General features: G+C 42.6%; 10 protein-coding genes. All 10 read right to left on the bottom strand.

Annotated features, from left to right (window positions below; translation table 11 throughout):
* Positions 1-823 precede the first annotated feature (823 nt).
* The 10 genes from ACR2PX_RS24960 to ACR2PX_RS24915 all read right to left on the bottom strand — a co-directional run bounded on the left by ACR2PX_RS24960 (position 824) and on the right by ACR2PX_RS24915 (position 9712).
* Positions 824-3415: an NB-ARC domain-containing protein gene (locus tag ACR2PX_RS24960; protein ID WP_434002063.1), complete on the bottom strand. Its 2592-nt coding sequence runs from the start codon at positions 3413-3415 to the stop codon at positions 824-826.
* A 210-nt stretch (positions 3416-3625) separates the two neighbouring features.
* A complete protein-coding gene (locus tag ACR2PX_RS24955) occupies positions 3626-4933 on the bottom strand; it encodes a hypothetical protein (RefSeq protein ID WP_434002062.1) in 1308 nt (435 codons plus the stop codon).
* A gap of 111 nt (positions 4934-5044) precedes the next feature.
* Positions 5045-5815 carry a zonular occludens toxin domain-containing protein gene (locus ACR2PX_RS24950; RefSeq protein ID WP_434002061.1) on the bottom strand — a complete coding sequence of 257 codons (771 nt, stop codon included), beginning with the start codon at positions 5813-5815 and terminating at the stop codon, positions 5045-5047.
* Positions 5816-5821: 6 nt separating this feature from the next.
* Entirely contained in the window at positions 5822-6364 is a 543-nt protein-coding gene (locus tag ACR2PX_RS24945; protein ID WP_434002060.1) for a hypothetical protein, read from the bottom strand.
* Positions 6365-6458: 94 nt separating this feature from the next.
* Positions 6459-6788, bottom strand: a complete 330-nt coding sequence (locus ACR2PX_RS24940) for a DUF2523 family protein (protein WP_434002059.1) — start codon at positions 6786-6788, stop codon at positions 6459-6461.
* A 15-nt stretch (positions 6789-6803) separates the two neighbouring features.
* A complete protein-coding gene (locus tag ACR2PX_RS24935) occupies positions 6804-8132 on the bottom strand; it encodes a virulence factor TspB C-terminal domain-related protein (RefSeq protein ID WP_434002058.1) in 1329 nt (442 codons plus the stop codon).
* A 155-nt stretch (positions 8133-8287) separates the two neighbouring features.
* The gene (locus ACR2PX_RS24930) at positions 8288-8494 is read right to left on the bottom strand and encodes a major capsid protein (RefSeq protein ID WP_434002057.1); all 207 of its coding nucleotides are present in this window, start codon (positions 8492-8494) and stop codon (positions 8288-8290) included.
* 23 nt (positions 8495-8517) lie between these two features.
* Positions 8518-8730, bottom strand: a complete 213-nt coding sequence (locus ACR2PX_RS24925) for a hypothetical protein (protein ID WP_434002056.1) — start codon at positions 8728-8730, stop codon at positions 8518-8520.
* Positions 8730-9020: a hypothetical protein gene (locus tag ACR2PX_RS24920; protein WP_434002055.1), complete on the bottom strand. Its 291-nt coding sequence runs from the start codon at positions 9018-9020 to the stop codon at positions 8730-8732. The genes ACR2PX_RS24925 and ACR2PX_RS24920 overlap by 1 nt, the downstream gene beginning before the upstream one ends.
* A 506-nt stretch (positions 9021-9526) precedes the next feature.
* Positions 9527-9712, bottom strand: coding sequence for a helix-turn-helix domain-containing protein (locus tag ACR2PX_RS24915; protein ID WP_434002054.1), 186 nt, complete (start codon positions 9710-9712; stop codon positions 9527-9529).
* Positions 9713-9910 lie beyond the last annotated feature (198 nt).

Here is a 9910-nt window from a genome sequence, read left to right as displayed (position 1 = left end):
AACGGATATTCTTCAATAGTTTGGAAGATTGCTGAATCAATCAACCGAACCGCCGTGGTACGTGATCCGTATGCCCGGTGGTGTGGGAGGAGCGGAGTCGTGAGGCTCCGCCCTATCCCGATTAGGCGCAACAAGACATCACTATCGAGTTGATTAGTAATTATGAAGTTTAAAGATCTTCTTGATTTACCATATGTAAGTGAATCAAACCGAGTACTGGATATTGCTTACTTACACGACAAGCTCCCTCAAACACCTTTAGATGTGATTGAGCGTAACTATTCAGCACCCCCTGCTGGAAATGGGTGGTGCTGAAATGCTTACCGCACAAGGGGTAGAAAAAGCTGTCTGATCGTTTAGCTTTCTGAAAAAGGAGTTTTTGACGAAAAATGCACTTAAAAAGCTGAGTTTCCACACCATATTGCCGCAACTACCCACGAGATAAACGAAAGTACAGCATATTTGCACCTCTGAAACTCAAGTGTGGCATGGCTTATAACCAAAACCTTTTATCCCTGCAAAATCATCAGGGGTGCTGAATAGTTACCATGCTTTGCACCTTAATCCACATAACCAAGAACCAGCTGGAGCTAAAAAGGAGTGAAATTTCACAATTATCCCAATATACGACAAAGGTTATTAGGGAATCATACAATGATGAAGTTTCAGAGCTGGTAGAAGTCAAAAAACTACTTGAGTCCGAGCTCCACAATGCAAAACCTAACACTTCAAAATAAAAAAGGGGCTAAAAGCCCCTTCTACTTAACCTGTCTAACCTACACTCTTAAAAATATAATTCCCTAATTAGATTTCAGAAATCAATTTACTTGAATTTTTCTTTTAGTTTCAAACAATATTTGTTAAAGGGATCAATTTGCAGCCCATTAGTCGTTAATGCTTTTGCTTCATCCTCTTTTCCCAAATGCAAAGCTAGCCAAGCTGCTCTTGAGTGATCAACAGCATCAGCTTCATTCTTTCTTGTGTGCATCACTCCATAAAGCCTAGTAACAAGTTCCCTTTTAGCACCATGACTATCAATTGTTAGCTCTTCATTATTTAGCATTCTATTCATTTTATTTGCAACATTTGAGAGAACAGAATAGTCAACATCTGAAAACTGAGATAGCTCAACAAGAGAATGTATCTCTTCTAAAGGCTCACCAAGTTGTTTTGATAGATTTGCAAGACTTCTCCAAGCCTCCATTTTATTAGCATCTTCCGTTTCGTTCTCAAGGAAGAGCTCCAGATATTTTTTAGCTTCTTTTAATAAAGCCACATTATCCGATTCCATAAGCCAAGCTGACAAAGCCAAACGTGCACCATTATAACTGAGTGTTATACCATCAATTATTTCTTTATTCTGAAAAAAAGATTTCGCATTAAAATCAATATTTTTCAAGTATCGAGAAAAGTTATTACTGAAATATAAATTTTGATCATCTAATTTTGAAACCCCAAACATTTGCAGTATTTTAACATCGCTCTGAATTTTGTTTCTCAATGGACTGACACTAGCTTTCTTTTTCCCAAAAGCTAATGCAACAAATGGTAATCCAACATAGTATTGCCCATCATTTTCACTTTTCAACTCTTCTATCATTGAATATTGAGTCAGGCTATCAATAGCTTTTTCCACCTCAAGCGGCTTATCGATAGAAGTCATTAAAACTGCTTCTAAAGCCAACCTAGGCACTGCTGAATTCCATGAAGATAATGTTAAAAACACTTGTTGCGCACACGGTGTAAGAGCCGAATAAGTTCTTTCAAAAAGAGCTGTTAAAACCTCATCCTTTCCAGCAATTAGCTTTGGTAATGACCTCCCCCTTTCATCCCTAGATAAATTCCCCAACATAACCTTTATAACATAAGGATGACCAGATGAAACATGATATATTTCTTCAATCATGCTATCTGTAATAATGCACTCGAGACCAAGACTTCTAGCTGTAACTAACACCAGCTCTTTTGACTCGTCGAATGTCATACCATGAACATTTACAGGATAATCACCAATAAAATCTCTGAGCCTGGTTGTAATCAATACTTTATTAGGATTTCTTATGTATGTATCTATCCAGTTAAATATTTCGATGGGGCTATCAGTAGTTTCAAAATTATCAAAGACAAAAAGACTCGATCCAATATCAGATTCTGTTAGTTGACTTTGAAAGTAATCTAAACACTTAAAATCTTTTTCACGTATTTCATTTTCAGAAAGAACTAACTCACAGTATCTTTTGGAGATATCATCTTTTGTAATAACATCTGCTCGTACAATTTTTGCACCACTAGCATGCAAGTCTATATCTCGAGAGCTAAACCAAACAATAGCATCAAACCTTTCTTCTTGATACAGATCTGGTATAACCCTTAGAGCTAGCGAGGTTTTACCGATCCCTCCCCTTCCTAAAAGAGTAACGACAGTTCTTCTATCATCAAGTAATAATTTTAGTAAGTCTCCCTCAAGTTCATTCCTTGATATGTATTCATAGGATAAATCTGGAACGTTTGAAAAACAATTACCTTTTGGTTCTAACTCACCTACACCTTCAGATTCACTTTTAGGCAGTTGACCTAATGGTTTAAGAAATTCAGCTGAATCACCTTTTTGCTTATCATCCGTACAATACGATAGTAACTCGTACTTCTTGATAGTAAAACTACCATTTGAAATATAAAAATCAGACAAGCCAGGGTCACTTAAGAGAAGAGGTATCTTCCAACATTTACTATCTAAATAGATGTAAACACCATCAGAAAATGTATAATTTTCACTCTTTTTCAAATAATCAAAGACATTATCACAATCATATATTTCTGTTACGCGATACTTACCGCTCAAGTTACGCTTTAAATATGCTGTAGGAATTTTCAACAGAGACAGATTGTCAATAGCTATCTGTATACTTTTAGCTAAAAGAGGTGCTGCGAGAGCAGCTTCTTCTAAGGGCATAGCACCGTGCCCTCTGGTTTTATTTCGTAGCTCAGAAAACAATTTGAACCAGTCTTTAAACGCCTTATTTCCTTTATTAGAAGTAGTATTTATCTCAAAAATATTACATGCTGAGATTAGATTTTCTACTGCCTGATATTGCCACTCTTGAGCACCCACCTTTTTTGCAATTTCAGCTTGATACGACCTAAACTCAAATGGCAAAATTTGAGACGCAGTACCAACCAAGAGTTCATCAACTGCTTTACTCCAATCTCCAAGGCCATTTGCTCTAACAAGTGAACTTAGTATTCTATATTGATGCCTATCTTTATCATTTGTGCTAAGCACTGACGTTGTTGAAAGAACTATTAATTTAACAATTGCTTCACCAAAGACAAGTAGATTCATAAAGTATGCAAAATCAGATTCCGATTTAGCAACATCTGCTTTCTTCTGAAGCATATCTATAAATTTTTGCATTATAGAATCCTTTGGTACCAACCCTAATCCGTAATCAAAAACCAGAAAACTGCCTACAAAACACCCAGTCAAGCACCTATTTGAACTTTAGTCATATAGATGATCATGAGTTAAAAACGACAATCTTCGCACATAGTTAGCTATACAAAGATGATACCATGTTGAATTATCTAAATTGAATAATATATATGCGCTGTTCAAAAACCCTCTTTATATACTATAACCCATGAGAATCCGTTGTTGATATGACTCTGAGAGTCTCTGCATAAGCTGGCTCTCTGTCGTATTATTCTTCTCATAGTGCAGAGCTATATCCGGCCAGATAATCATCTGCTGTAGCTCCTTAAGCACTGTCGTGAACTCCAGCCCTTTCCTGGCACAGGAGGAAAGGAAGTTACCCAAAACTAATTGGTAATTCTTACCCGAAAACGACGTGGGTTTCTTGTAGTACCGCTTGTAATGCAGATTATCGGTGTAGCTGGACTCTGGAAACTTGAAGACGATATCTTCCTGTAAGATTGTCCAGATAGGATCTATGTAGTTGCTGTTGTACTTGAGCTTGAAGGACTTCAGGCCGTACTTCCAAAGAGCTTGTATATGGTTGATGACATCGGAGTAGGTGTTCATTTTGACACCGATTTCACCCGTGTCGGTATTGCTGGTTCCCAGTGCAAATTGCTGGATAACAGAGTGATGAAATCTTACTTCTACTCTGAACACATCTTGGTCTGGACCGTAGCCAGAAGCACCCTCTTCTGTTTTCGTGCTTTCATCCCACTTGTGTTCCATGTAATCGAACTTATCGACAGTTCTGGCCTGTATGGTCTTGTTGTAGATCGCCAGCTGTACTGCACCCGCAGCACCGAACTTGAAGGACTGAGAACGGTCATAGATACAGGAGACTTCCGAGACATTGTATTCAGCGGTATCTATACCGTTGAACTGAGCCACTCGCCTGGAACGACAGAGCATTCGTTCGGAAAGATTGTTATCAGGCTTCCATCCCTGCATATCTACCGCCAGGTGGATAGCTGGATAGTGAGGTTCCGAGCTTTTGAGAATTCTCTTGGCAATTTTAGCCAGGAACTTATCAACTTCTTTTGGTGATCGACTGTCCAGGAACCATGGGGAGCATTCTATTTTCAGATGAGAGCTTTCCGTTTCTGCCTTGGAGTGAAACATTTTGAAGAAGATAATCACGCCTAGCTGATTGTTCTGTAGCCGGAACTGGTAGCCGGATGACTTGGAGCTTTTTCCCAACAGCCAATCCAGACCAAGAAACTGGTAGGTTTTCTCACCAAGGTCAATAGAGTGTTCACAGTCCGTAATGAAGCCCAGGTTCATTACCCCCTTGAACAGTTGCCTCAGCGTATCCACGTAGGTTCCTACGATCTGGAAGTTGTCCTGGTAGAGATCCGCTACTTTGCCGAACTTGGGATGAACGAACAGAAGACCTTTGTCACTGGGAACCGTGGAAGCCCTATCCTCTGAGAGTTCATATCTTTCTAATGTTTTCATAATAAATTCCTTTTTATAACTTTTAGTTTTGTTACTGCCTCTTATTTAAGACGTGCTACAGGAACGTCTGCCTGTGCGGGCTGCGCTGCGCTTTGCAGCCTCGCACAGGGGTTAGTCAGGTTTCTGCCGGTAAGGTCTGATTTCTCTTCGGTCGTTTCGGTGACTGTTTCGGTCGTGTCGTTTATCAGAGAGGGTTTCATCAAAGTAGCCATTCCTGACAATGGATTTGCAGAGGTACTCAGGCACCTGCATACGGGTCAGCCGTTGTGAGTAACAGATGCATTGCTCTTTTGATGTACCTTCCCGCCACAGAATGCAGTTCTGGGGCTTGGGGAAGGCTTTAGGCTTGGTCAGCGCATCATAAATGGGAGCCGTGTGTTTGAGTCCTGATAACCTAGGGGTACGTGCCTGGATATATTGCTCCAGGCTGACTGGTTCCCTGGCATTGTCCTTTGATAAGGGCAGAAAGCTATCGTTGGGGTTTGAAGACGCTTCCTCTGGCTTCTGTTCAGAGCGGGTTAGTGTTGAGAGGCCTTTATAGAGAGCAAAGACAATGATCAGCAGCAGCACCGGGATCAGTAGCAGGGCTTTGGGCAGTTTCAGCTTGTGGGTGTGTTCAAAGGCCGAGAAGTACACACCGAAGTACTTCTTTGGTTTGCCTATCACCGATTTAGACGCTTCCTGCTTTGCGAAATGATCATCAGGGTCAACACACTTATCCCACAGGTAGCGAGTGACCTTAGCGCTGCCCCAGAAGTTGAAGTAATGAGTGTGGTGACCCGCCAGACGCCGGATATGGATATCAAGAAAGTTAGGATGCTGAGTCACCAGGATAACGTCAAATGAGTCGTGCCGGTGTCGCTCAAATTTTGATGCGTACACGGGGACTCAATCTTTGCCCGAGCGTACAGGGAAGAACTCCTGCGCTTCATCCACGACCAGAACCGAGTAACCTTCCAGTTCATACCATCGATGGGGATCGTCAAAATGCCTCCAATGCAGATTGAGGGACTCAAAATCCTTGAAGGTCAGCTCCGTTCCTTCCGGACAATTTTTTTGGATTTCAGTAATGCTGCGAACATCATGCATGGAATAACAGCGTTTCACCCACTTCAGCCATTGCGCCAGTGGGTCGTGGTTCTCAAAGGGTTTTTCAAGCCAGGGCACATCGGCCAGTTCAACAAACCGTTTCTGGGCATGGATCGGTTGAATCGTGGCATTGAGAATGGATTTCTCGGCTTTCTTGAGAGTCGGGTAATAGATGTCATAGAAGTAGGCCTGAAAGGTTTTGCAGACCTGGAAGTCCAGCAGGTTGAGTTTGATGTTGTTGTAATAACGCGGTCTGCCCTGGTACTTGGCGTCGGTGCAGACGGTTTTGAAGCAGTTCAGTGACTTCGAAGCCCCCGGTCTTCCGGTAATGATGTGCAGCATGTTGGTGTCCTTTCCGATGCCCGCTCAGCCCCTCTTTTTATACTGAAAAAAAGAGCCGCTTCACCGGCTGCGGGTTGAACCGATGAGTTGGATCTCAGGCTCCACCGCCCAGGCCACCCGTGGGTGCATTCCAGACCGGTTTCTTCCTGGCTGCACCTCCGGCAGTCATCAGTCCCTTGATGACGATAATGGTGGTCAGTACCGAGAGCAGGATATTCACAGCGGTTGGAATGCCCAGTAATGAGATCATCTGGTACATAGCGATGGGCATCCCATCAAAGTTCTCCTGGATCTTGTCACCCAGGTATTCGGTCAACAGTGATAATCCACCGTAGGTCACCAGACCAAAGCCCAGCCCTCGCAATACAATCCACACGATGGGCAAAGCAAAGGTCATCATGACGCTCAGCATGGCTCCCCACATAATTCATCCTCCCTGTTAGAATGATTTGGCGATCAGTACCGCCACTGAGAACCAGGTGGCGAATAGAATGAAGTAACGGATGTATCCCGCCAGGTCGCACATGGGGTCAAAGCTGATGGCGAAGTCCTTGCCATATACGGCGAATGACATCGGTTCAGGGCAGCTGGCGGATTCTACAAAGCGCCCCTCTTCCGAGATCATGCCTTCCAGGTCGATCAGTGTGGTATCTGATTCATAGCTGCCCAGCGGTTTTGTGGCAGGATTGGCGTCAATCTGCTGCTGAAGCTCTGAGGTCTGCAACTCAAATAAACAGGCCTGCTGTTTCTCGTATCGTGCGATGACGCATTGCACGGCATCCCCCGTACAATTCATCGCTTTATCGCATTCGATACCAGAAACAGCAGAAGAGGGATTGTCATTTTCGGCCTGTTTCTGCGCCGCCTGTTTAATGATGGTTTCTCGAATAATGGTCTGGGTGTTCTGTGCCTGGGGCGTATTCTGATCCAGGTCTTCCTGATCCAGAATATCGTCCTGGATATTGCGGTTGGCATTACCGCCATTGTCAGGGTGATCCACCGAGTCCTCATCCACCTTGTCCCCATCGGGATAGATGCAAAGGTGTTCACCGTTCACGAAACGACAGTGGCTCTGCTCGCTTTTTTCAATACAAACCACTTCACCGTTAAAGGTGCCGCAGTTGTACAGTTCTTCTCGTGTTTCGTGATCGATGCAGACTTCCTGACCGTTGATGAACTTGCAGGTTCGATCATCGTTGACACAGAACTGGATTTCGTTGCTGGTTCGACAGTCCAGACCTTCCTCATTGGTTTCGGAGTAGTTCTCGGCATCAGTAATATCCTGATCACCTGCCAGGCACTCCTCTCCCGTAGCAACGTAATCGTAAGTCACTTCAGATAACAGATTGTTGTAGTCCCTGAAACCGCCGAGGTTTTCATAGCGGCAGCCGTTATGACAGCCCATAGACAGATTCAGTGTGCTGGCGACAGGCTGTGCATCAGGGCAGGAGAGCGTCACCTCATCACAGCCTCCGGTTTCAAGATTGTAAGAAGTATCTTGAGGGCAGCTGTTGCCGAAGCGGAAAATCTTGTCAGTATTGACGTAGTACCAAGTGACACCATTGGCTTCCAGTTGTTTCTTGTTGCAACGATAGCGAGTCTCGCTGATAAATTCAGAACCATTATCAATAAAGCCCTGTGAAGGTTTATATAACAGATCACAGACTTCTATGGCTGTGGGTCGTATAAAATTGGCATTGTTGTTGTACTTCCAGTAATAGGTTTCTGCCTGGACGGAATGAGTCATCAGCAAGAGCCATCCAACCATTAATACTCTCATGGCTGCATCATCCAGAAAGCCAACAGCATGATGACCAGATAAAAAGTGTTGGGATCAGTCGCAGACATAAGTGAAGTCATCAAAGAAGTTATGAAAAAATGCAGGGAGAATAACCTCCCTGCAAAAAGGAACCTTTAACGGGATTAGCCGAAAATGGCACCTTTAACCCACTTGAACACCACAGCCACCGCAGCAAGACCGACCAGTGCGGTACCCACAGCAGTGATGGCGGTGGTGCCATCCGTGGTCAGGGCGGTAGTGGCAGCTGAGATGTCAATTTCGGCAAAAGCCCCCATCGACATCACTGAGCAGACTGCCCCCAGAACAAGACCCCCAAGTTTCTTAAACATGATCATTCTCCCGAATGTTCTGTTTAACGTAATTGACGAAGGATCAGTGAAAAGACAAAAGCAATGCAGAACACCAGTAAAGCCGCTGCCAGCAATTCATTCACCTGTTCCATCGACACCTCTTCAGCAACAGGACTGACCTGAAGCTCTTCCAGTGTGATAAACGAAGCGTCACCCGAGCAAAGCACTTCCCCCTTGGGCTTCAATTCAAACTCATCACACAGAAGCACTTGCATTACTTCACCGATTTCTCAGACACGGTTTCTTTAATGCCCAGAATCTTGATTGAGATTCGTTGCTTTGATCCTGACATGACCTTGGTTTTAAATTCGTAAACTTTTAATGGCTTTAGAGATTGAAACTCATAAAGCAAGTCATGATCAGCACTGCAAATCATGACATCCAAACCAAAGATATTATGATCTTCATCTTCGCTCATGCCCGAGATAAAAACTTTCAAATAACGATCACTTTCAAATTCCGTTACTTTTGATCCCAGATAGAGTCCTTTAAATGAGGTTTCCATTTTCTTTATTTTCCTTTTTTTAATTAATCCTAATTTCATTAATAGCCATCAAAATAAACGAATGCAATAGCCAAAAATGAAATAAAAAACAAAGACCAATAACGACCAAAAACAAGATAAAAATAATTTTAATTATTGCTTTGAAACCTTACCAAGGTGCTATTCAATTTTTTTGAGGCGATGAGAAATCGCCAAAAAAAGTGAAGCACATTGGCATCCAAAGCAATAATTAAAATGAATCGCTAACAGTCAGTTTTACCTTCTGAACGCTCCAGGTACCAAACCGATTTACTGGACTTAATGTAACGGGCATATTCAACCCAAGACAGGGTATTACAGAATATATACGGTAATTCAGTTTGGATTTTTAATGCTTCATCCACTTGCCGAGAAAGCCGCTCAAAAGGATCTTCCTGATTAGGAGTCCTTGATTTTCTCAATTTTAATCCTTATTTATCAGTCATTTAGACTATAATAAGTATGGACACCTTAGCGTCCATACTGGATTATTCCTCACTTTCAAGCGTATTCTTGATCTTATGGATGTTCACCAGACGACGCTTGCCGATCTTGACCGAAGGAATCTTGTTCTTACGAATCCATATTCGCACTGTTTCCACAGTGACACCAACAGAGCGAGCGAAATCGTCAATGGTCTGAAGAATCAGGCCATCAGTATTGTCAGGTTTCATTCTTAAATCCTTTTTGTGAACGAGTGCGCATTAATGAATACAAAACCTGAATAATAAAATCAACCTTATTTTTTCCTGTTTACCATCGACCCTACGTCATAATCCAGATGCTATATTAAACGTCTGATGACCTTTATATTTGGAGATAAATCTGATGTGTAAAAATACTGTTCAGTTCCAAAAAGGCATTGGCATTAT

It is taken from the genome of Endozoicomonas sp. (assembly GCF_051008435.1).
Lineage (GTDB): Bacteria > Pseudomonadota > Gammaproteobacteria > Pseudomonadales > Endozoicomonadaceae > Endozoicomonas_A.
This window is presented reverse-complemented; position numbering and strand designations above follow the sequence as displayed.